The organism is Rhizobium sp. Root1220, from assembly GCF_001426265.1.
Taxonomy (GTDB): domain Bacteria; phylum Pseudomonadota; class Alphaproteobacteria; order Rhizobiales; family Rhizobiaceae; genus Rhizobium.
In genome coordinates this window covers 47,396-67,468 of record NZ_LMDG01000004.1, presented here as the reverse complement: position 1 = coordinate 67,468, position 20,073 = coordinate 47,396, and the positions used below count along the sequence as shown (strand labels likewise).

Annotated in this window: 18 protein-coding genes and 6 pseudogenes; 10 read left to right on the top strand and 14 right to left on the bottom strand. The window is 57.5% G+C overall.

Going from position 1 to position 20,073, the window contains the following annotated elements:
- Positions 1–195: 195 nt before the first annotated feature.
- The 3 genes and pseudogenes from ASC90_RS29055 to ASC90_RS30230 all read left to right on the top strand — a co-directional run.
- Positions 196–648 (top strand): annotated as a pseudogene (locus ASC90_RS29055) (DNA polymerase ligase N-terminal domain-containing protein); the annotation flags it as partial.
- The gene (locus tag ASC90_RS30235) at positions 631–933 is read left to right on the top strand and encodes a glycosyl hydrolase 108 family protein (RefSeq protein ID WP_280138309.1); all 303 of its coding nucleotides are present in this window, start codon (positions 631–633) and stop codon (positions 931–933) included. The pseudogene ASC90_RS29055 and the gene ASC90_RS30235, both read left to right, overlap by 18 nt.
- Positions 873–1,010, top strand: a complete 138-nt coding sequence (locus ASC90_RS30230) for a hypothetical protein (RefSeq protein WP_280138308.1) — start codon at positions 873–875, stop codon at positions 1,008–1,010. The genes ASC90_RS30235 and ASC90_RS30230 overlap by 61 nt, the downstream gene beginning before the upstream one ends.
- Here the strand turns inward: ASC90_RS30230 and ASC90_RS30225 are convergent.
- Positions 964–1,098 (bottom strand): hypothetical protein, encoded by a 135-nt coding sequence (locus ASC90_RS30225; RefSeq protein ID WP_280138307.1) that lies wholly within the window; start codon positions 1,096–1,098, stop codon positions 964–966. The two genes, ASC90_RS30230 and ASC90_RS30225, sit on opposite strands and share 47 nt — an antisense overlap.
- A gap of 2,213 nt (positions 1,099–3,311) precedes the next feature.
- On the opposite strand from ASC90_RS30225, the gene ASC90_RS05205 reads away from it, so the two are divergent.
- Positions 3,312–3,506, top strand: coding sequence for a hypothetical protein (locus ASC90_RS05205; RefSeq protein WP_056536329.1), 195 nt, complete (start codon positions 3,312–3,314; stop codon positions 3,504–3,506).
- 11 nt (positions 3,507–3,517) lie between these two features.
- Here the strand turns inward: ASC90_RS05205 and ASC90_RS05200 are convergent, their stop codons facing one another.
- Positions 3,518–3,841 carry a hypothetical protein gene (locus ASC90_RS05200; protein WP_056536326.1) on the bottom strand — a complete coding sequence of 108 codons (324 nt, stop codon included), beginning with the start codon at positions 3,839–3,841 and terminating at the stop codon, positions 3,518–3,520.
- 601 nt (positions 3,842–4,442) lie between these two features.
- Positions 4,443–4,810 (bottom strand): annotated as a pseudogene (locus ASC90_RS05190) (thermonuclease family protein).
- A gap of 200 nt (positions 4,811–5,010) precedes the next feature.
- On the opposite strand from ASC90_RS05190, the pseudogene ASC90_RS05185 reads away from it, so the two are divergent.
- Together ASC90_RS05185 and ASC90_RS05180 are read left to right on the top strand one after the other, a co-directional pair.
- A pseudogene (locus ASC90_RS05185) lies at positions 5,011–5,193 on the top strand (glycine zipper domain-containing protein); the annotation flags it as partial.
- A gap of 507 nt (positions 5,194–5,700) precedes the next feature.
- Positions 5,701–5,946, top strand: coding sequence for a hypothetical protein (locus ASC90_RS05180; protein WP_056536323.1), 246 nt, complete (start codon positions 5,701–5,703; stop codon positions 5,944–5,946).
- Positions 5,947–6,375: 429 nt separating this feature from the next.
- On the opposite strand, the gene ASC90_RS27715 is transcribed toward ASC90_RS05180, so the two are convergent.
- The 5 genes and pseudogenes from ASC90_RS27715 to ASC90_RS05150 all read right to left on the bottom strand — a co-directional run bounded on the left by ASC90_RS27715 (position 6,376) and on the right by ASC90_RS05150 (position 9,221).
- The gene (locus ASC90_RS27715; protein WP_082519813.1) at positions 6,376–6,903 is read right to left on the bottom strand and encodes a DUF982 domain-containing protein; all 528 of its coding nucleotides are present in this window, start codon (positions 6,901–6,903) and stop codon (positions 6,376–6,378) included.
- 342 nt (positions 6,904–7,245) lie between these two features.
- Positions 7,246–7,563, bottom strand: coding sequence for a hypothetical protein (locus ASC90_RS05170; protein WP_082519812.1), 318 nt, complete (start codon positions 7,561–7,563; stop codon positions 7,246–7,248).
- A gap of 296 nt (positions 7,564–7,859) precedes the next feature.
- A pseudogene (locus tag ASC90_RS29630) lies at positions 7,860–8,209 on the bottom strand (damage-inducible mutagenesis protein); the annotation flags it as partial.
- 433 nt (positions 8,210–8,642) lie between these two features.
- Positions 8,643–8,981, bottom strand: coding sequence for a hypothetical protein (locus ASC90_RS05155; protein WP_056536613.1), 339 nt, complete (start codon positions 8,979–8,981; stop codon positions 8,643–8,645).
- A 42-nt stretch (positions 8,982–9,023) separates the two neighbouring features.
- Positions 9,024–9,221: a CsbD family protein gene (locus ASC90_RS05150; RefSeq protein ID WP_056536610.1), complete on the bottom strand. Its 198-nt coding sequence runs from the start codon at positions 9,219–9,221 to the stop codon at positions 9,024–9,026.
- Positions 9,222–9,872: 651 nt separating this feature from the next.
- On the opposite strand from ASC90_RS05150, the pseudogene ASC90_RS05140 reads away from it, so the two are divergent.
- Positions 9,873–10,751: pseudogene (locus ASC90_RS05140) on the top strand (chemotaxis protein CheB).
- Between the two features lie 530 nt (positions 10,752–11,281).
- The gene (locus ASC90_RS05135) at positions 11,282–11,512 is read left to right on the top strand and encodes a hypothetical protein (RefSeq protein ID WP_056536307.1); all 231 of its coding nucleotides are present in this window, start codon (positions 11,282–11,284) and stop codon (positions 11,510–11,512) included.
- Positions 11,513–12,222: 710 nt separating this feature from the next.
- Here ASC90_RS05135 and treZ read toward each other — a convergent pair.
- From treZ to ASC90_RS05115, 4 genes are all read right to left on the bottom strand, one after another.
- Positions 12,223–13,995, bottom strand: coding sequence for a malto-oligosyltrehalose trehalohydrolase (gene treZ, locus ASC90_RS05130; protein WP_244480312.1), 1,773 nt, complete (start codon positions 13,993–13,995; stop codon positions 12,223–12,225).
- Positions 13,996–14,009: 14 nt separating this feature from the next.
- Positions 14,010–14,786 carry an SDR family NAD(P)-dependent oxidoreductase gene (locus tag ASC90_RS05125; protein WP_056536604.1) on the bottom strand — a complete coding sequence of 259 codons (777 nt, stop codon included), beginning with the start codon at positions 14,784–14,786 and terminating at the stop codon, positions 14,010–14,012.
- A 608-nt stretch (positions 14,787–15,394) separates the two neighbouring features.
- On the bottom strand, positions 15,395–16,114 hold the full coding sequence (locus ASC90_RS05120) for a Crp/Fnr family transcriptional regulator (protein ID WP_056536304.1): 720 nt from the start codon (positions 16,112–16,114) through the stop codon (positions 15,395–15,397).
- A gap of 113 nt (positions 16,115–16,227) precedes the next feature.
- Positions 16,228–16,476, bottom strand: coding sequence for a hypothetical protein (locus tag ASC90_RS05115; protein ID WP_056536301.1), 249 nt, complete (start codon positions 16,474–16,476; stop codon positions 16,228–16,230).
- A gap of 548 nt (positions 16,477–17,024) precedes the next feature.
- Here ASC90_RS05115 and ASC90_RS05105 point away from each other — a divergent pair.
- Both ASC90_RS05105 and ASC90_RS05100 read left to right on the top strand, forming a co-directional pair.
- A pseudogene (locus ASC90_RS05105) lies at positions 17,025–17,443 on the top strand (hypothetical protein).
- Between the two features lie 350 nt (positions 17,444–17,793).
- A complete protein-coding gene (locus ASC90_RS05100; RefSeq protein WP_056536601.1) occupies positions 17,794–18,066 on the top strand; it encodes a hypothetical protein in 273 nt (90 codons plus the stop codon).
- Positions 18,067–18,906: 840 nt separating this feature from the next.
- Here ASC90_RS05100 and ASC90_RS05095 read toward each other — a convergent pair.
- Positions 18,907–19,263: a hypothetical protein gene (locus tag ASC90_RS05095; RefSeq protein ID WP_056536295.1), complete on the bottom strand. Its 357-nt coding sequence runs from the start codon at positions 19,261–19,263 to the stop codon at positions 18,907–18,909.
- A 190-nt stretch (positions 19,264–19,453) separates the two neighbouring features.
- The gene (locus ASC90_RS05090) at positions 19,454–20,068 is read right to left on the bottom strand and encodes a general stress protein (RefSeq protein WP_056536292.1); all 615 of its coding nucleotides are present in this window, start codon (positions 20,066–20,068) and stop codon (positions 19,454–19,456) included.
- Positions 20,069–20,073: the final 5 nt, after the last annotated feature.

Below are 20,073 nucleotides of genomic sequence, written 5' to 3'. Positions count from 1 at the left end.
AAATGCGGGCTGGATGCTTCTCAGTTCCGAGGTCGCGTGCCGTGTCAACCGGACGTGATAGGGATGATGAACGCGAGGATTTTTCCGGTTTCTCCTTGCGGCCAACGAAATGGCAGTCGAGCGTCCTACCTGTCCGGCCGCGCCTCAACTCTCTCGTCATTCGACGTTGGAGGCGGATTTGTACCGGGGACTGCCATGGCCAACGACAAGCTCTCAACTTACAAGCAGAAGCGCGATTTTCAGAAGACGCAGGAGCCGAGCGGCCAGGCAACGCTGAAAGCCTCGAACCGTCGGCGCTTTGTGATCCAGAAACATGACGCGACCCGATTGCATTATGATCTTCGGCTTGAGCTTGATGGCGTGTTCAAATCCTGGGCGGTGACCAAAGGGCCGTCGCTCGATCCACACGACAAGCGTCTTGCCGTCGAGGTCGAGGATCATCCGCTCGACTACGGCGATTTCGAAGGCACGATCCCGAAGGGCCAGTATGGCGGCGGCACGGTCATGCTTTGGGACCGTGGCTACTGGGAGCCGGAGGGCAATAAAAGTCCGGAACAGGCTCTCGCCAAAGGCGACTTCAAGTTCACTCTGGAGGGCGAGCGTCTGCATGGCAGCTTTGTGCTGGTGCGGATGCGCAATGATCGTGACGCTACCAATGCAGGTCCTCGCCCAGCAGCCGAATTGACGCGCTCGCTTTCCAAGGTTCTCCTCCATGGGGGCGGATACTCGAATCATCCGCAGGACCCCGGTGGATCGACCATGCGCAGCGTAACGCAGCGCGTCTATGACGAGTACCGCCGCTCGATCGGCCTCGATCCGCTACCGGTCAAAAACATCAGCACGACAGAATTTACCGCAAGCGCTACTGGGATCTGGCCAAGTACGACAAGCTCGCTCCGGGTGTCTCATATGTCGTCTTCGACGGTGCGATGAATTCGCGACGTTGCCCAGTCGGTGAAATGGCTACAGCGCGCTTTTCTGGCGATAGGATTTTGTCAGGGCGCAATTGACGGCATAATCGGTCAAGGCACGCTTCTGGCAGCCGCTGGCGTCGATGACAACGACGCATTGATTGCCCCGGATCTGTGAACGCCGCATGGCCTTCCTGAAGGCACTGAAGACATTCAAGACTTTCGGTAAAGGCTGGACGGCTCGCGTTACCGGCGTTCGCGTGGTGGGTTAGGCATGGCGTCGAGCTCAGTAGGGCCGGAAGTGTAGCATGTGGCCGATGCCAACTCCGCGCCGACGATGGGTGCTGCAGATGCCTCCACCGGTGGCGGGGTGGGCTCCGGTGGTATCGCGGTGACGCTTGAACAGGTCCGCGACCAGTTGGCTCCATACAGCTGCGGCAGCGAGTTGGTTGAGAAGCTGGTGGCAGGCCTGCGGTGCTGACAATTGGCGGTCTTGCCTATCGCTGGTGGGCAAATCGTCGGAAGCAGGAGCGGCTCGACGCTCTGGACATCCAGACGACCGCGTGATGTTCGGGCTCGGTATCTGCGACGCGGCCAAGATCGGGGCCGGAATGGCTCTGGTTGTCCACTCCGCAATCCTCGTCGGGCGCTCTGAGGGACGGCAACAGCAGCTACGCAAGCCCTTTCCAATTCGGTCAACGTCCTTCGCAAGAGGAACGAAATTAAGACCAAGTCTCCACTTCTGATGCTTCCGATCTGTGCGTTTCTATGGGGCTGTCAGACGACGACCAGGCAGAATGCGTGCGGCGGGTTCTCACGCCCAACACCGAGCCTGGAAACGTCGGAGCGATGCTGAAAACTGATCGGCCATTCGCCAATTAGGTGGCAGCACACAACAATTTAGGCACGTCGCAGGGCTGCTGGTAGCGAGAGCCCGGCCTCCTCGTAAGGCCGGACCCTCCTATCGCCGCCTCAATCGAAACGAGCGCGGCGGCGTCGGCAGTAGTCGATTGGGTTTTCCCGGTCAAGTATAGCATATGCAGTGAAAGGGCACGGGGCGGCAGGGGATATGGATATGAACACGGTAACCAGTTCGACCCAATGGCATCATGGGCTCGCCTCAGTGAGCGAGTGGAGAACCAGACCTTCGCTCGAACATCAACACGGGTTGGGGATCAGAGACGCGGAACAGGCATGGGCGGCGTTTGTGGCCGACCTCAGGCCGCTGAGATGCTGATGGTCAAGGAGGAATACGTTGAGATGCGGAGCCGCAACCTCCAGAAGAAGACAAAAGGAGGGATCAGCCGTTGGCGAATTAAAGCGCAGCCTGGTCTTTCGTTGGGCGACTACCGCATGAATTGAAATCCCGCACAAAAATGTCTCGCAATACAAATCTAAAAAGAAAGCCCCGCGTTGGCGGCGGGGCAGGAACCGGTACGGAGCCGCTGGGCCGGACTAACAAGGCCTATTTGCAAGCATTGGCTGCGTCTGTTGAACTCGTCTTAGTATTCTTGGATGGATTATCAGTTCCCCCCGCATTGCGACGGGCACAATCGTTGGCATCACCTCCTGATTGACCGGTTTGATCAGGATTGCCGCTTATGCCGCCACCGCTGTTCGGCCCTGAACCGTTGTCCCCAGAAGTGCCTGTGCCGGTGGAATTATTGCCCCCGGAACCGCCTGATGCTTGAGCCATGGCGGACGTGGAGGCAAGTCCGAGAGACAACAACGAAATTGCTAGAATCTTGGTAAGCATGGGTATTCCTCCTTTTTGTTTCTTTACCTCAGGTGAACTTCCAGCAACCGAGGATGTTCCGTTGCTGTCGTCGAAGGGTAATGAGACGGGAAAGGTGGGTCGCATCGATCACAAGTAACTGTGGGAACACTTGCGGGAGTTCCTGACGATGCGACCCACGTCCCAAACTTCAGTGCTGGTCGCTGGTTCCCCACAAATGAAAAAGCCCCACTGGCTGATGGCGGGGCGAGGTGGTTGCTAGATAGGAGTGCACCGGGAAACAGTGCGTTGAGATAACGTCCTTCCCGTACCATTGTTCCACTCGGGATCACCCTGCCAGCTAGTCGCCAGCGATCAATGCCCGGTGCTCTTGCCCGTTGTCGGAACTTGCCTCATTCTGATTGAGTTCGGAGGGGATAGAATGCGTTCCATAGTCGTAATCGCAGTGGGCTTGGCGCTTGTCGGCTGCAACAGCACGACGACTTCAAACGGATGGGATGCAGTGAAAGCCCCCAACAATACAAGCCGTTTCGAAAACGCCAAGGAACGCTGCCGCAGCGGGGCAGATAGATCGCACGTGATGGTGGGGCAGTATTGGATCGCGGGGACCGCGGCAGCTAACAATAGGTTCAGGGCCTGCATGGCGGATCAAGGCTTCGTTCTCCGTGCCTGAACCTAAAATCCCCCAACTGATTTTCGCGCTGGATGTGGCCCGCGAGATGGCGGAGCGCGAGGGACCGCAGGCTGACATGCTGGTCTTCCTCATCGAGCAGGCGTTGCAAGAAGCCAAGGAGGAAGCGCTGCGGCGCGGCATTGTGGTCGATGTCGAGACGGATAGAGATGGAGCAAGAAGCCACTAGGCCCTCGCCAATCAAAGCGAGTTGTCTGGAATGATGAAGTCACCGTCAAGCCGATTGAGATTTTCGCAGAACAAGACCCGACATGAAGGGTTATCGCGCGTAGGAATCCGTTTCCATTCGGCATACTCGTTGGCATCGCAAAAGCGGCTGTCGCGAACAAAGCGATCGTATAGCGGCAAACCCCGTGGCGACGTCCACCGGAAAATGACGGCTCCCTGACTGTGAACCGCGGCCCTCGCCTGCGCACAAGTCATCTTTAGTGGGCTTAGTCGCGAGATTGCGAAGGCGGGGGACGCTGCCAGAACCACGGCGACGACAACGACGAACTTCTTCATGATGGCACTCCCAGTTCCAGTTCTTCACGGCGGGAAGGTCTTCGGCTAGATCATTGTTGGTCCTGGATCGGGACATAAATCGGCACAAGCGGTGCCTAAAGCTCTTCTCGCTTTTGGCTGCACATGCCGGTGCACAAACCGCAGCGTGAGCAATCCCCCATCGGCCTCCGCAGTGTCTGGAGAATATCGTTGACTACTAAGGGAGGCGTGGCGTTTGCACCTTCCGTCCGCATCTTCTTTCCCATCGCCGCCGACTTCCTTGACGCGGCCTTCACACGATCAATGCCTTTGAGGATTGCAAGCATGTGCTTGGCTTCGTCCACTCTCATTTCCGCAAGTGGGATTCCGTCGAGCCGCGCGGGTTCGTGCGTGGCTTGATCGATGATGGACCAGAGTTCGCCTTCCGAGCAGAGACAATATTCGTACGCCATGGCCCACCCCATTTTCGGGCGAGCTTGTTACAAAAGAAGAGCATTCGCCATTCGGCAATCGGTTGGAATTCCCCACCCGAAAGTTGTATATAATAGAAAACTAATAAGTCCCCTCGGGGAGCCAAGTCGGAATCCGCTTATTCCTGCAAAGCTACGTAGGCGTTCTCGACTCAGTCGCACCAATCGTTCTTGTGCCCCGGACGCCATTCCCTCGCGAAGCGTTCTTCCAAGAGCTCACCTCGTCGCCGTTCCTGTCGTAGATGTTCACCAGCGAGCGGTGTGATTGCGTCTTGTCACGCACTCCACAGGACTCGATCTTGAGGCCACCCTCGGCCAAGATTTCTGTCAGTCGCCCCTTGGCCAGTAGCGCCAGCTTTCGTTCCTTCATGCACTTGGCATGACTTCCGATCTCCGGTGTATCGATGCCCGAGACGAACGGAAAGCCTTCCCCCAGCAGTCTCAGGTTCTGGCCATCACATTTGACTGTGTCCCCATCGACGGCCGTCAGCGTTGCACACACTAGAAGGGTAGTGATCATCTTCGGCCCCGCTATGTTACCGTGTCTTCCACGCGCGGTCAGCACTCAGGCTTTGGACGCACCCAGGTTCTTGTTCGAATATGCACGAAGTAGACATTCGCATACCTTCCGTTCGAAATGTCGCAAGAACCGCCAACCGACGCGGTAAAGCGTGAATCTAGGCTGGAGCGGCAGAACACCCGCACACGGCCACGCTGATGATCGGCACTGCTACCGGTGCGATCGTAGGCGGCGCTGTGACCAACGATGTCCGCGGCGCGGCCGTCGGGGCGGCCATCGGAGGCGCTTCTGGTGCTGTGATTGGTAACGTGGCCGGTCGGCCGGGCCAATGCGAATTCCGGGATCGCAATGGCCGGCGATACATTGCGGCCTGCCCGCGCTGAGTGCCCGTCAGTGCGGGTAGCTAGCGGACACTCATCTTAGCCCCTTTAGGACGCCGGACAAATATGGCGGCGGAGAGACTCCGCCTGGTAACCGCGCTTCTAAAAGGGGCCCAGTCGCGCGGATCACCGCGAAATTAACGTGGATTTTCCTGCGCGGTTCCCATGTTTTTGTACTTCCGCGCTCGTTCTCGACGGATTTGGATCCCGCATCCCTCGACGCAGCAGAGTGATTCACATGGATGCTGTCGGCTGGCTTGGTCTGGTCGTCCAGGCCCATAGTGCGCTTCCTTGTTCAGTGCCCAACTGAGAGCCTGCGCCTCGCTTCCAAAAGTAAGCATTCGCATACCTTCCGGACCCTTCGGGAACTTTCTTGCCCAGCCTGAGTTTTCACTATGCAGCGCAAGCGTACACGCTGCTGGACCGCTTTGACCCTTAACGGTCCACCCCAAAGGCCCGGCGTCCGCCCCCAAGCGCGCCGGGCTTTGGTTTAAGTAAGAGGAGATCGTTATGGCTAAGGAAGAGTTGAAGACGGGGTTCACGGGAACACCTGCCGACCAGCCTGAAGGCGTTCGAAAAGTCGCGAGTACTGCCACCGACGCGGTAAAGCGGGAATCTAGCGCTCTTGTGGCTGGAGCCGCAGACCACCCGCACACGGCCACCACGGTCGCGCTCGTGATCGGCGCTCTTGCTTTCGGACTTGGTTATATGATGGGGCAATCAGCCGGACGGTCTGAAAGTCGCTACTGGCGATAGGGTACCTTTCTCTGAGCCCGAAAGCAACGCCGCACGTTGCAAAACTATGCACCATCCGCACGAAAGGCCCGGTGAAGTCACCGGGCTTTTGCTTGGGAACAATCGATTAAGCTGGATGTTTGCTCTAGGGAGGTGTTGTTGCATTTTCCGCTCGGCCGGCGAAAACCTCAAATCGCCAGCTTGAACAACGCCCGGTGCCAGGCCTCCTGCATCGGGCTTCTTTGTCCCGTGAAATTAGGTCCGCCATCGGCGGATGACGGACCTGAGTTACATGAGTGTTGCCTGTTAAAACGACTTCTAGCGCTTGGTAAAAACTTCAGGACCTTTCCAGTTTCGGAAGTTTAGCCATGCAACGGCCTCGTTGCACAAAAACTGGTACTCAATCACAGTCGAAAGGCCTGATGGCAGACCTTCGATAGGGCTTGGTGTTCACGCTAAAACCTTGGCTTCATCGGCTGCAGCGATAAAAGCTTCCCGCGCAGTTTCCGGATGTTCAAGTTGGTTGATCGCCTCGACACAACGCCTCCGTGCGACCTCGAATTGCGCGCCTTTATTACACGGCCATCTGTGCTCGAGAAAAAAGATCGCCTCATCCGGGCCATGGACGAATTCAGACGATCGCTTTCCGATGCGAATTGCGACTGGGGCTGTCCACCTCATTTTAGCTGTGACATTCACTGGCGCCTCCCGGGTGTACTGGCGCCAACACGCCCGCTTCGATGTGGCCAGAACAAATTTATGTCGAGAGACAAACGGCGCGACTTTGCTGAACAGCGTGTCAAAGCAGGCAGTTTGGGCTGAGAAAAATTGATCACCACGAAGTGGCGGCCAACGCCGTTTCAAGCACAATAACGCTGCGCCGGGTCCATTAATACATTCCCACTTTCCATCGCGGATGCACACGAAAACTGGAATGTCCCAGGCGATGCCGAATTCTACCTTCAACAGGTTTCCCATGGAGGGCCTCCATCCACTCAAACAAGTTGATGGGCCAAAAGTTCCGTGATGCGGCCTTTCGCGCGGGGCCACGCACCTTCGTTCAGCTCGCGTGCGAGGACCGGGCTGTCTTCCGTTGCCAAGACCCAGGCCGCTACCCGTCGATGTGCGCTTACAACGGATAACCCAAACATCTTATGCATATCCGCAGCCGGGACCTACCAATAAAAAAGCCCAACTGCCGAGAGTGGCAGGGGCCTTCTCAAAGGTGCTGGTCATCGCGTCAGAGCGTCGCTGATTTGCCAAGCCTAGTGTTTACCGGGTCGGATGTCGACCAATTCCGGGTTTGCAGGCCACATTCAATCAGTAACATGCGTTCTGGAAGGTATCCACGTAGCGTCCCAGCCACCAACCGGGATAACAGGTATCCCATCCATTGTCGCGGAAGCGGCCAAACCCGGGATGGAATCCGCGATGGTGGTATCCGGCAAAGGAGTGACCTTCTCTCCAGCCAAAACCATGATTGTGCCCAGCGAAACTTCCATGAAAGCCGCCGTGCCCACCTCCTCCATGACCTCCTCCGCCGTGGCCGTGTGCCATCGCGGGGGTGGAGGCTACGATGGTCGCGACTGTCAGGGTAGCTGCGATCAATCCCGTAGCTGCGGTTTTTCTGAATGACATAGCATTCTCCTTTTCAAGACGATCTGCACCATCGAAACGGTACAGAGTGTCGAAGAAGAGTAGCTCAGCGCATGTCAGGCGGAATCATACACAGGTGTTGTGCGACTGACACGAACGCTTCCGTCTAGGTTTGGACGTCGATGCTCTAAGTGCTGGAACAGTTTTCCGTGCCAGCTTTTGCCACTGCCCGCGCCTCACAGGGAAAGCAATGCGCCGGCGGGAACCTTCGCTTCATGGTTACTCCTCTAAAGACGCCTGCTTCGCGCCCTTCCTCTCCAGCACGTTTCCGGGCATTGGAGGCGACCGTAGCTGAGAGCCTCCTCCATGCTCGCGAGGAAGTTCTCTTCCTTGTCCGCTTCAACGAAGGTCACCCGATCCGGATGAAGGCCGGCTGCGCGAGCGCCGGCATAAAAAGATCGGGTTTCGTCAGGCACCAGACGACCTTCCATTTCGTGCGCGCGACACCCGCGGCAAACAGGGCTGAGGCCGCGCCATCGACGGTGCCGGACGCCACCTGCGAACTCATGCAGCCCGCCGTAGGCAACCCGCCGCCCGGAAGGACGGCGTCGATCTCTGACACGCCGAACGGCATGCAGACCTTCCGCTTCGCGACGCCGTGATCCCGACTGGGCACCAACAGATGCATCTGAAGGCGACCGACCTGCCGACGACCGGTTGTCGCAGGGCCAGTCGGTCGACGACCTGCGGCAGAGCCAGACAGTGTCGGGCAACCGCTGAGCAGGGACGTAGGCCGCGCGTAGAGGCGCGCCCGAAATGGGATTGTAAGCTTCGCTAGTTTCGGAGAGATGGGAGCCTGGAGAGACGGGGCCTATCACGAACTGTCCCCGGCGCACCCCATTACTGGGGTTGGACTTGCGTAGCGTTCGTGCCTGGTCGGGTTTGAGAACTGCCCGGCGTCGATCGCCAACTGTTGAACACAAGAAGGCCGATCATCATGAGGAACAGGGCGAGTCCGGCAGTTGCCCAGATCGAAATCCCTCGCTTCTTGCCGGAGCCGGGCGTCCTCCCACCCTGATACGGGGTACGCTCCGGCTCGCGGTCGAACTTCGGAGGCTCGGTCATTTCGCTGTGAAGAAGGTGAGAAGCACTTTGCCCTTCTCGCCGAGAAGGCACACGAAGCGGTCAGGCTTTCCGGTGTTGTCATTTCGGGCGATGTAGGCTTCACCCATGACTACCATCTTCACGGGGACGTCGCCTACCTTCGTATCGGCCTTGGTGACGGCAAGGCTTTCCATGTCCATGACAAGATCGGTAATGTCGGGAGACCGTTCCCGAAGGGCAAGAAGTCCCGTCGACTTGCAGGCGTCGACCGCCGGATCGGCGGCGGCCTGCGCGAACGCAGTCCCTGCCCCGAGTGTAAAGGCCATCCAAGCAAGGGATGTCGCTAAAATCTTCATATCGGTTCCCCAATCGAAAAAGCCCGCGCACGCGGACTCCACCTACTGCTCATGCTTGTCGACGACCTTCCTAACGGCGTCCTTTGCTTCGCCCTTCGCCACTTGGGCCTTGCCCCTGGCTTCCTGGACGCTTCCCTTCGCCTGCTCTTCATGATTATCTGCCGCCTTGCCGACGGCCTGTCGCGCTTTACCCACGACTTCGTTGGTCTTGCCTTTGATCTTGTCGGACGTGCTTCCCATGGTCGTGATCTCCTCGGAGGTTTGGTCCGGGAGAAAGATCTGGACGAGCATTTCGTTCCGCCGTCGCCGCCCTTAAATTCTGGATCTGCGAACCGTTCGAAACGATGTCGATCGGCAGGCCGGGGGAATGCGTCCGTGGTCGAAGGTCGAGCGGTACAGGATTGCGAGTATAGTATCTCGCGGAGCTTCGCAGATTCGGTCTCTCGGGCTCGAAACCACTTGAGGAGGGAGATGACTAGCAGCCTGCTGCGCCTCGTGCGACCCGTTCTCCATATTCCGCTGGCGGCAGTCGTCGGCGACGAGGCGGTGAAACATCGAAACCTCGTCGGGACCGAGCGGCTGTCCCCCGCTCCAGAAGGCCTGAAAACATTATTTTTCTCCTCAATGCTCGAAGGCATCGTATTCCTCATCATGGCGGAGAGAAGCGACGCGTGCGAGAGGTGCGACATCGAGGGCCTTGCGTCAGCCAGCCGTACCGACCACTTTCGCAAGGCAGGTTTCGGTCAGTGCGTATCGTTTATGGTTCGATGCGAAGGGCGGCGGAATTTTTCCAAAGGCCCCGACGGAGCGCCGGCATTTGGAGGATGCCGACACTTTTTCCGGCTGCCGATGTTCCCGATATCGTAAAGAGCATTCGCAAAGAGGCGGTGTTTGTTGGTCTCAATCTCCGGAGCCCAGGGCAATAATCTGCTCGCCGAGATCTTTGATGCACCTATGTCGCCCCCGCCGATCACCATCTTCTTGTGATGGATGGCATATTCGCCGATTACCATCAAAACCGCGGTGGACGGTGAGGAACTGAAACCCGGACATGCCGTCGTAAGGCTGGGACGTGGTCCTCGGGAGAACATGGCGCGCCCCGCTTTGGATCCCCTTTTCCGCTCCGTGGGGATTTCCTTCGGATCACGCACCATAGCGGTCGTTTTGACAGGAATGCTCAACGACGGAGCTGCCGGTCTTGCCGACGTCAAACGGTGCGGTGGCATAACGGTCTTTCAAAACCCTGCTGATGCGGTTGCCGCCGACATGCCTTTGGGTGCGCTGCAAACCAGCGACGTCGACTATAGATCTCCGCTGTCGGGCATGGCGGAGCTTTTGGTCAGGCTATCTCGCGAGGAGGCAGGGCCCGTCATTGGGATTCCAGAAGACATCAGAAGTGAAGTTGCTATTGCACTTGGCAGGCGGTCTGATCCCGAAATTATCTCGCACTTTTCGGACCCGGTTGCTCTATCGTGTCCGGCGTGCGGTGGTGTTCTCAACGAGATCAGGCGGACGCCGCCTTTGCGGTTCCGATGTCAGGTCGGGCATGCATATACCGCAGAGGCCCTTGCCAGCAGGCAGGAAGGCGCGGCCGACGAAGCCGTTCGGGTTGCCCTACGGATCATGGAGGAACGAGCAACATTAACCGAGAAGATGGCGGCTGAGGCTCGCAATTCAGGCCATGACGCTGCGGCCGCCTCCTATGAACGACGGGCAATTGAAAGTCGCGCTTATGCCGACGTTCTGCGTGATGCAATTAAGGATTTGTGATTCAGACCTGCTTGGCTAAAGGACGGCGGCCGCGATGACATCAGTGGCATGTCTCGATACTAACAGGGGTAGGAGATCGACTGAAGTCGCTCCAGCGTCGTGAAAATCGAGTTCTGAATTGTGCACGCTAGGTGGGCCGCATGCATGCAGCCCTAATAATATCCTCCCGCCGGAAAGACGGTTAATAGCCATCCTGTTGCGCTGGTTGAGATTCCTCTCCGGACAGGGAGTCGTCTGTGAATTCCTTTCTCGGTTTGGTCCTTGCGTTCAACGCACCCGGTACGTGAGTGTCGGTGATACCGAGCTCAAGCCGGCCTACCAGCGTGACTTCCTGCACTTCGTTGAGACAAACCAGGTGCCTTTATCGAATTTGAAAAATAGGTCGGGCGTGTTGGGCAAGTCGATTCCCTGCGCTTACTGCAGCATTGCGCGAATTGGGAAACACCGGCTGCCTCCCCGTTATATCCCCAAAGGAACCGCATCGATCCGCACGAGTTATCGTCACATGTTATTTGAGGAGAGGATGTCGGATGGAAAACGCTTCCAAAGAAATTGCGGATGAATATCGACGTCTGGGCGGCCAGCGAGTGGCAGTAATGGACGATAACCTCGGCTCGACACGGAAGTGGGATGTTGACCCGCCTGAAGCCGCCAAGTTTTGGCGAGAACGCGTTGAGACCTTATCGGATCGAGAAAGGCGTGACGTTGAATCCTTTCTGCCCTCGCTCAACGATGAGAGCGACGAACCAGGTCCGAACTAGCGGTTCGCGCGAATCGCGCGCATTTGGCTCGCCCCGCCCAGTGCGCGGGGTGCTGCTTTGCCTGGCTCACCCCGGTCGTGTACTCTGCCGCGAAACATGTCTCTCCAAAAAGTCGGAAGGTATCGAGCAACGGTCGAGTCCGCATCACCCTATCCTTCCCATCAATAGGGTTCTCGATCCTAGGAGGCAATTGCGCGCCAGGTGACGAGGGTGTCCGATAAAAGACTTGTCAATTGTAACCACCGACGCGAGATCTCCAAAATCAACTTTTCTCCCCCGGGGGCGTGAGGTGACTTGCTCCCCATCGTAGCTCCACATCGGCCAAAAACATCGAGCCCCTTTTCACGGCTTCCGAATAGAAACGATGACCGTGCTGGCAAGAGGATTTCAGCGCGGAACGGTCTTCAGCAGTCTCTCGAACTTGCCCATGGCGATATCGCCTGTCTGCTGATCTTTAAGCTGCCGCTTTTACCTCGCGCCATGCGGGCGGCAAATTGGGCGCAGGATTTGCCACCTCCATCAACCTGCTGCAATACGTATCCCCGACGGAACATGTACCGCTTGCTTAGGCTACACCGCAAAGCAGTGAGGCGCTAACCCCTCGCCGAGGAGTGGCACCCCGAGCTCCAATTCTCCCATGCTCCATGCCGCGCTCGTTGCCCACGTCTGCGATACTCTTCGTCATCCATGTTAACGTGCACGTTGTCTTATCACTTGATAAAGACCTGAACCACGCAGGCACGCAGGGTTACGTCCATGACGGTGTCCGCAGAGTGGAGGATGTCGCCGCGACCAGTGGGAAGGTTCACGTCGGTCTGGGACAGATTTGCTCTAAGTTGTAGGGTCCGTCCGCCAAGGTTCCAGTCAACGAACAGGCATTGATCCGGCGCTTCGATGACACGCCCCGCGTATCCTTGGGCGTCAGAAAGCAACGGGACGATCCTGTCCTTTCGTAGCCGAAGAAGATAACGGATGAACTCCGCCCAAGCGATCCCGCCTTCCGAAGCAGCCTGGTTCCAGTCGACCTTGCTGCTCAGGTAGGTCAATATGTTGTTGGGGTCAGGAATGTCAGAAATAGATTTGCCGTCGGGGATACCACCGAAGTTTGCCGCCTCCTTCGGTCGGTTTTGGCGTATGGCGTTCGCGATTTCGCCTTTATAGTCCGAAAAGAAGTGGAAGGGCCTCAATGACAGGTGGTCGTCGCCCATGAACAGCATTGGTATTTGGGGCGAGAGCAAAAGGATCTCGATTAAAGCGCGATAAAGCTGCCGATTAATGCCGAGGTGCAAGCGATCCCCCAGCGCTCGGTTGCCCACCTGATCGTGGTTTTGAAGGAAGTGAATGAAGGCGGTGGGCGGGAGCGCCTCCGTGGGCGGAGGATCATTGCTGAGGATCGCTTTGCCAGAGCGCAGATAGCCGGACGACATCACTCTCCTGATCTTATTCCAAGTGTCTTCCTTGAATGGCTCGTAGTAGCCGGTGGCTTCTCCGGTTACCGCTAGATGCACTGAGTGATGGAAGTCATCGTTCCAATCAGCTTTGTAGTAGCGTCCGCCCGGTTTCTCCTCCATGAGATCGGTGCTGTTGGCCGGGTTCTCGGTAATGAGATGGACATGCCGATCAGAGATTTGGTCTCTGACCTCGGTGGCAATCTGCGTGAGGATGTGGACATCACCTCCGTCTTCGATTTGATCGATGGCGTCAAACCTCAAACCGTCCAAACGGAACTCCTGGAGCCAGTAGAGCACGTTCTCGATGAAATAGCTGCGAACCTCCGGTTTCTCGTATGCGATCGCCGCGCCCCACGGTGTCGAAGCGTCCTCCCGGAAGAACCCGGGTGCGTACTGACCGAGATAATTTCCTTCTGTTCCCAGGTGGTTGTAGACGACATCCAAGAAGACCATAAGCCCGTGACCGTGTGCAGTATCGATGTACGCTTTTAGGTCGTCAGGTGTCCCATATTCATTGTGAGGAGCAAATTGCAGAACACCATCGTATCCCCAGCCGCGGGTACCGGGGAAGTGGGCCAGCGGCATGATCTCGACAGCTGTAATTCCCAGGTCCGCTAGGTGCGGAAGCATTGCCATCGCGGACCGAAAGGTGCCTTCCGTCGTAAATGCCCCGACGTGAATTTCGTAAACCACGGTCTCTTCCCACGGTCGACCGATCCAGTCCGGATATTGCCAGCGGTAGCTGTCCGGGGATGTAATTACCGAGGGACCATCCAAATTATCGAGTTGCAGACGCGACGCCGGATCGCCAACCGCCTTTTCGTCGGCCAGAACAAACTGGTAAGCCGAACCCACCTTTGCATTGACTTCGGCAACATGCCATCCATCTTCAGACCGCTGCATCGGCAACTCAGCGTTCTCCAATTTAAGGGCAACGGTGCATTCAGCCGGAGCCCAAAGTTGGAAGCGGGTTTTGCCATTTGGTATGGCTAGGGGACCCCATCGCCGGTACGTTTTGCTCGTCGGATGCATTCTCGCGTTTACATTCATCGTAAGAGCCCCTGCCCGCCGTCCACCCATATTGGCGATCCGGTGATGTGTCTTGATTTTTCCGAAGCTAGAAACGCGATGACGTCAGCGACGTCTTCACCAGTTCCTGGTTTACCACCAGTGATTGGAACTTGACCCGCGGGCCAAATCACCGGGATAGCTGTTTCACTTTCAGCCCTGAGACTAGTGTTGGCATCAATGTTGGTTTCGATCTCGCCTGGGCACACAGCATTGATCCGAATGTGATGGCGCGCCAACTCGAGCGCCAACTGTTGGACCATGGCAACTTGAGCGGCCTTTGTAGCGGTGTAGGCGGTCGCCCCAGGCGTTGTGAAAGTTCTCGTGCCGTTGATGGAGGAGACAACAACAATTGAACCTCCGCCGGACCGCTTGAGGTGCGGTATCGTGGCCCGGATCGTCAAAAAAGTTCCGGTCAGATTGACGGAGATCGTCCGGTTCCATTCCTCGAGTGTCAGATCGTCGATCGGGGCCCATACTCCATTGATTCCCGCATTGGCAACAACGACGTCGAGCCGACCAAAGCGGCCCGCAAGGGTCGCCACCGCCTGATCCATCTGTTCGGCCGAAGAGATGTCAGCCTCAAGGACCAAGGCCTCTCCACCGCGTGTTTCAATTTCCCGGACAGTTTCGCACAGTTCTGTACGACTGCGGCCTAGTACGCCGACGGCATAGCCCTCCCGGGCTAGCGTCAGGGCCGAAGCCCGCCCAATTCCTGAGCCACCGCCTGTCACCAATGCAATTCGTTCATTCATCGAGCCCGAACCCCAAGGATTGTTATAGTCTCTGTCGAGGTGGACCAAAACCTGAAAAGGACGCGAAAGTTCCCGTCGCAAAGACGCGTCGGCATCGACGGCCTACTACTCAATGATTCGATACGCTGGCTATCAAACAGAGCGGAGGGTCCAATCGGCGACGAGCTGTCGTTTGCCCTTGGAAACGACCGACGTATACCAACAGAGAATATTTTTCATGGTCGATGATCGAGTCGAGAAACAGCCTCAGCCACTGGTCCTCTTTACTGACGACCAACAAGTCCGTTTTACCCAACAAGGCGTCCACTGGCGACGGCGGTCACCGCTGGCAAATCCTCTACGGCACTCGGCCGTCGATAAAGCGCCACAGACAGTCGTGCCTGCCTTGGCCATCCGAGGGCTGACTTCGCCTGAGCATGGCGGAAAGCGTTCATCGAACCGGGGCCGTCGCGCCACCTGACTGTGAGTTCCGGACGACGAAAATTGGCTCGTTATCCATGCAGACGGATGCATTTTGTGGCACGAAGTGCCGTTAGTACCCGATAGCGTCGCCGCTTCACGTGCCAGCGGACAAGCCCGACAAGTTACCGGTCGTAAGCCGCAACATTTCAACGGGGTTCTATGACCAAGCTAAGGTAGGTCTCGTCGAATCCGGCAATCTCGCAGAGACGCGGCCAGTCCGTGATCGTCAAAACGCGCGCCTCCCATACGAACGTTTCTTGACGGCGTAGTGCCTGGAGCGTCTTGTTGGCATGGACGAGGGAAATCCCTACAACGTCGGCGAGTTCGGCTTGCGTTAAAGGAAGTTGAAACGACCAGCCGTCCACTCTATCAACCGTCCGGAGGCGAACGTACAGTTCGCAAATGAGGTGGGCGATATGAGCCGTCTTTGATCTCCGACCCATCGATGCGATCCACTCCCGATTAATTGCGGCATCAACAATGGTGTTGAGCCAGAGTAGCCTCGTCAGATGAGGCATCGTTTCGGTGAGCTTTTTAAGATCGGCATGATCAGCGAAGCCAACACGACAGGGCGAAAGCGCCACGATGCCATGATCGAGCTTTCGAAGTAGCAAAGCGTGTAAATCGACGAAGTCTCCTGGCACCTGCAGAGCGGTGAACTGTCGTGATCCATCAGCCATTTGCTTGTAGCGAGCCGAGAGGCCGTCCACCATCAATGTGCTGTAGCTTGGCCGCATCCCCTCCTCAACCAGATCTTCACCAGGAGCGAACGTTCGGCCAACCCTGATGATGTCCCGCAACCGCTGCTTTTCGCTTTGCGAGACCAAATCACGGCTTTCAAGGTTGAGCAGCAGGGCTTCGATCATGATCGTCTCGCGTTATGACCTTTGTGGGCAGAGCAAATAAATCACAATAAAGGCCTGGTTCGCTAGGGTATGCTCCGACCATTTACCAAGCGATGTATTCGCCGCTCGTAAGGTCAAGGATTTTCGAATATTTCGTAGGTGAAAGTCAGGGAACCCACCGATATCGTCCTCCCGTCATGGTCGCGGACTTTTACGGTGATCACGCCACCCCGCTCATTCACGGTGAACTCGTCGCGAGCGATATCGGTAAGGATGCGGGCGACTTCATGCGAGATTTCCGCCGCGGATGCCAAAGTGATCCCGACGTCGTCCGACAGGTCACCATCACCATTGTATAGGTCGAAGTAGAATCGCTCGCCCATTCGATTTCCCGATTGTCTTTATCCTCCACGCAACGTGTAAAACGTTTCGGCGTTCCAATCGAAATTCAACGTTTTCGGCCTGATGTGTAGAATTTAAATGCGCCCCGAAGCGATCGTCATATCTTTGTAAGGATGATGGAGGATCGCAAAATGGACGACAAACGGAGAACCAGCTTCTCGCAAGAGCAACGCCGTCAGGCTTGGGAGACTACAACCGAAGTGGCCAAACGACAGCTCGAAGCCGAGCGGCGTCTTAGAGATGAAAAGACCCGAAAGTTGCGAGCCGCGAGGCTTGAACTTCAACAAACGGCCGAACGCGAGTTTTAAATACAGACTTTTCAAAAGCCGGACGGGTGTCCTTCATCTTATTGATCAACAGTGTGCATAGGTGAGAGTCTCCTGACCTATTCACGACGAAAGATGCCTATCGTCGCGTGGTGCGCACTTCGCGCGACTCCTTGACGAACGAATGCCTCCCGAAAGAGCACGAGCCGGATTCACCTGGAAGGTTCATACGCGGCTCGAACAAGTCGGCGTCCTGACCGTCTATGTCGAACGTTTCGAAGACGGGCACCGATGACTTCAATAACGCTACCACCCCAAACACCTTCGGCGCGTCGCTGGAAAGCTTGGCGCAGATAAGGGATGCAGCACGCAGGGGCGCGGATCTTGGAAGTGAGAAGCTTACAATCTACCGGCTCGAGCCGATCGCAGCGCCCAGCGATCCGCGTTGGGCGAATTCACGGTGGTGATTGTTGCCGCCCGAACGGCTGGCGAGGCGCGCATTGTTGCCGCAAGCCGCGAACTCGACTTCACGGAAGTTGATGCCGCCCCGGCCGAAGACGTGACCACAGCAAATGCGAGCGCCTTCCGCGACGACAAGCTTTACACCGTAATCGAGATCGACCGGGGAAGAACCGACGTCGCCCGCGGCGTACTCGAGGGGAGCATTTCGGCGGATAACTGAGGCCTGTGCTTCGGGCTGGGTCGCGAGCTGCTCCAACAATAAACCCTTGACCACAGTCTCCGTCCCAAATCTTCTCGGCAGGTTCCAACCGATCAAGCAGTGATCGCGGATACCTTCCAATTCGGATGTCGGTGTTACATCCTTAGCTTGGCCGAACCGCCCACCGGGCACTCTGGCGTAATCCAACAAGTTATGCCCCCTGTTGGAATCATGCTTGCCAACGGAACTTCGAGTTTCTCCGTGCGGACGTGTCCATCGGAGGATGCTCTGGAAGCTGCAGCGCCAACTTGGTCGGTCCGGAACTTCCGCACGACCTCGGAGTTTTGTTCGAAATCACAGGAGCTATTGCCATGACATACGTCGCCTCCCCAAGCCATTCGATCGGCGACCCCGCACGTTTGGACGACCTCAAGCAGTGTCTGGACACTGCACGCAAGCACCTGAACGAAACGTCGAGAGATTCCGATGAAGAGAGACGGACCGAACTTATCGCGTCGGCAATCGACGCGGGATGGGAAGAGGATGAAGTTAGATCTTCGGCTACCGACGAAGCTGACGATCACACCATTGATGACGCCTCTCGCAGACCCACGCTTGGGGTCGTCCCCTCGTCCTCGATGTGAGGGAGCCGGATCACATTCAGCCTCGACGCTAGTCTATTGCTGCACGGTGAGGATGCGGCATAAGCCGGTTATTCAATTCGTCGCAAGGACCCTGCCCGGGTGTTGCGAGCCGCACTCAGCCGCGGACCCGCCGATTCTGGTACGTTGCTATAACTATTAAGGCCGCAGTTTCGGTCAATGCCGCCGCCCAGTTTTGGCACAGAGCGCAGCTAGCCGAAACGCAGGCCAATGCAGCCCGCGAAAGCAAGGTTGCTGGAGATCGCCAGCCATAAAACCGAAGGCCGTCCGCATGGCGGCCTTTTCGTAGTTGTGTGAATAACATCAATGAATCAAGACGGCCAAGCGCCCACCGAAATCACCAGTCTGACGATGTAATCGGGCAGCTACACCAGTTCGTGAAGACGCTCACGAATCCTCACCACGTCGCAGGACGCGCCTGTCGCCGACGATCAGAATTCCCTGCGCGGTCCGCGAAGCAATTTGGGCGCGGAGGGATCCGCGCCCTTTCAATCCTCCGACCGAAGTGCTCCAAATCACGTCTGGTCTTTGGCTCTGCTCGCCAGCCTTGACGTGCTGCTCATGCGAACCGCCCTGCTTGCCGGACGAGCTGGTGTCCTTCGTCCGTGAGGCGGCTTTAGTCTATGTAGGCGTCGAGCCGCCTTTAAAAGAGGTGCCTGTGTTCGTGGATACCAACTCAATTTCCTCCATTAGAAATCTGATCATCGGGGAAAGTGAACCTCCACTAAGCAATCGTGTTCCCGAGGATTTTTGAAATGCACGATTTCCCGGAGATCAGCCAGTCCGTTCGAGATTGAGATGCGCTGATTCTGTTTTCTCAGTCTACTCCGTTTTCTCGGTTCCCGCAGGTGTCGGGACCTGTGTCGGGCCGCTGGCGCGGGGGGTAGGCGATCGGTCGATCGCTTCAGGCGGGCGACTGCTGCCGTCGGCAGCGTTGTTGTCGAACGTGTCGGGCCCGGATGGCTGGGCGTTGACCGGATCGGTCTTCGTCGATGCCGTGGGGGTTGCATCCCTATCAATGCTCTCGCCCCACATCTCGACACCGCCCCACGCGAGTAGCGCGAGTAGCATAGCACAGCCGAGAACGATCAAGGTTGGCTTGCCGTAGCTGCCCTGACGGGCCTCCGTGGCCGTTTCCGTGACCTTCGGCGGCCCGGCGTCGTTGTTTTTGATAACCATATTCGCTCTCCTGTTTTGGGGCTGGCCCTGCAGCGCGCTGTTTCGCAGCGGTTGGTTTCGATGACGTTTCGGTCTCCTCTTCATCGTGCGAAGACAACGCCGACAAAGGCAAAAGGTCCCGGTCACCAGGATCAAAAAAGCCCCGCAACGACTGCGAGGCTCCCAATGGATGCGCGGTACCGTGTAACAGCTAAAGCCGGGTGACGCGATATCGGTCGCGCTCGGCTGTGATCTGTTCGTCCGTGTAGGGATCAGCGGTTTCGTCGAAACGGGTCCACCCCTGCTCGGAATAGCGCGCGCGACGATCTGCGACGTTCACCCGCGGGGAGCTGTTCAGGATCGCTTCAGCAGATGCGCGGTGGTCGTCTTCCACTCGGGCGGTCACCACGGAGCCGCCGCGACGAATGCTTTCGGCGTAGAAGTTCGCGTCCTCTTCCGGCACTCCGGATTCGACCATTGCGCCGACGATGCCGCCCACGGCACCGCCCGCAACCGCGCCTGCGACCGCACCGGCCGCCGTGGCGGCAAGCCAGCCAGCAGCGACCACCGGCCCGACGCCGGGGATTGCCAGCATGCCAAGGCCGGTCAGGAGACCGCCCGCGCCGCCAGCGATTGCACCGATGCCTGCGCCCGTGCCAGCACCCTCGCCTGCCCGGTTGCCCTGCCCTTCGATATCAGCGTCACCGTTGGCCTTGTTGGTGACGATGCTGATGTCGTCGGACGATACGCCGGCATTTTCGAGGGCCTTCACGGCCGCCTTGGCATCATTGTAGCTGTCGTAAAGCCCTGTGATCGTGGTCTTCATGGAAT

Coding starts and splice junctions, on each gene's coding strand:
- ASC90_RS30235 (WP_280138309.1), top strand. CDS start 631: ATGCGCAATGATCGTGACGCTACCAATGCAGGTCCTCGCCCAGCAGCC.
- ASC90_RS30225 (WP_280138307.1), bottom strand. CDS start 1,098: ATGCGGCGTTCACAGATCCGGGGCAATCAATGCGTCGTTGTCATCGAC.
- ASC90_RS05200 (WP_056536326.1), bottom strand. CDS start 3,841: ATGAAGAAGTTCGTCGTTGTCGTCGCCGTGGTTCTGGCAGCGTCCCCC.
- ASC90_RS05180 (WP_056536323.1), top strand. CDS start 5,701: ATGGCTAAGGAAGAGTTGAAGACGGGGTTCACGGGAACACCTGCCGAC.
- ASC90_RS27715 (WP_082519813.1), bottom strand. CDS start 6,903: ATGGGAAACCTGTTGAAGGTAGAATTCGGCATCGCCTGGGACATTCCA.
- ASC90_RS05170 (WP_082519812.1), bottom strand. CDS start 7,563: ATGTCATTCAGAAAAACCGCAGCTACGGGATTGATCGCAGCTACCCTG.
- ASC90_RS05155 (WP_056536613.1), bottom strand. CDS start 8,981: ATGAAGATTTTAGCGACATCCCTTGCTTGGATGGCCTTTACACTCGGG.
- ASC90_RS05150 (WP_056536610.1), bottom strand. CDS start 9,221: ATGGGAAGCACGTCCGACAAGATCAAAGGCAAGACCAACGAAGTCGTG.
- ASC90_RS05135 (WP_056536307.1), top strand. CDS start 11,282: ATGGAAAACGCTTCCAAAGAAATTGCGGATGAATATCGACGTCTGGGC.
- treZ (WP_244480312.1), bottom strand. CDS start 13,995: ATGCATCCGACGAGCAAAACGTACCGGCGATGGGGTCCCCTAGCCATA.
- ASC90_RS05125 (WP_056536604.1), bottom strand. CDS start 14,786: ATGAATGAACGAATTGCATTGGTGACAGGCGGTGGCTCAGGAATTGGG.
- ASC90_RS05120 (WP_056536304.1), bottom strand. CDS start 16,114: ATGATCGAAGCCCTGCTGCTCAACCTTGAAAGCCGTGATTTGGTCTCG.
- ASC90_RS05115 (WP_056536301.1), bottom strand. CDS start 16,476: ATGGGCGAGCGATTCTACTTCGACCTATACAATGGTGATGGTGACCTG.
- ASC90_RS05100 (WP_056536601.1), top strand. CDS start 17,794: ATGACATACGTCGCCTCCCCAAGCCATTCGATCGGCGACCCCGCACGT.
- ASC90_RS05095 (WP_056536295.1), bottom strand. CDS start 19,263: ATGGTTATCAAAAACAACGACGCCGGGCCGCCGAAGGTCACGGAAACG.
- ASC90_RS05090 (WP_056536292.1), bottom strand. CDS start 20,068: ATGAAGACCACGATCACAGGGCTTTACGACAGCTACAATGATGCCAAG.